The organism is Paraburkholderia sp. RL18-085-BIA-A (assembly GCF_046027075.1).
GTDB lineage: Bacteria > Pseudomonadota > Gammaproteobacteria > Burkholderiales > Burkholderiaceae > Paraburkholderia.
In genome coordinates this window covers 1-444 of the sequence record NZ_JARESU010000616.1, presented here as the reverse complement: position 1 = coordinate 444, position 444 = coordinate 1, and the positions used below count along the sequence as shown (strand labels likewise).

The 444-nt window shown below is 58.8% G+C and carries 1 protein-coding gene; it reads right to left on the bottom strand.

Annotated features, from left to right (window positions below; translation table 11 throughout):
- On the bottom strand, window positions 1-228 hold a 228-nt coding region (locus tag P0D89_RS54100; RefSeq protein ID WP_408371351.1), incomplete at its 3' end, for a response regulator transcription factor.
- Window positions 229-444 lie beyond the last annotated feature (216 nt).

Here is a 444-nt window from a genome sequence, read left to right as displayed (position 1 = left end):
GATTTCCTGATGAAAAGCCATGCCGCTTTTCCCACGGAGCCGTACGTCGAGGATGAGGCAGCTCGGCCCTGCGGAGTGAGGAGACCGGAGAAATTCGTCCGGGGACTCGAACGTTTCGACGCGCAAGCCTACAGAGCGCAGAAGCAGGTCGAGGGCCTGCCGGATTCCCTTGTCGTCATCGACGACATAGACGACCGGACCGTCGTCTCCTGCGGTTTCAGTCCTCATTCGGTTGTCAGACCAGCAGTCATCTGTGTACCTCGCGAAGCCGGAACGCGGTCGCATCACATCGCATGACAGTGGAGTGGGTACTCACCATCGCCGGACAGCGCGGCAAACACCACGGTACCTTTCAGCAGAATTACCGGCAACCCATCGAAATTACCTACGAGCCAGAGCCATCCGTTGACGAATCGAGGAACGAGCACCGTTCCCAGTCTGTGC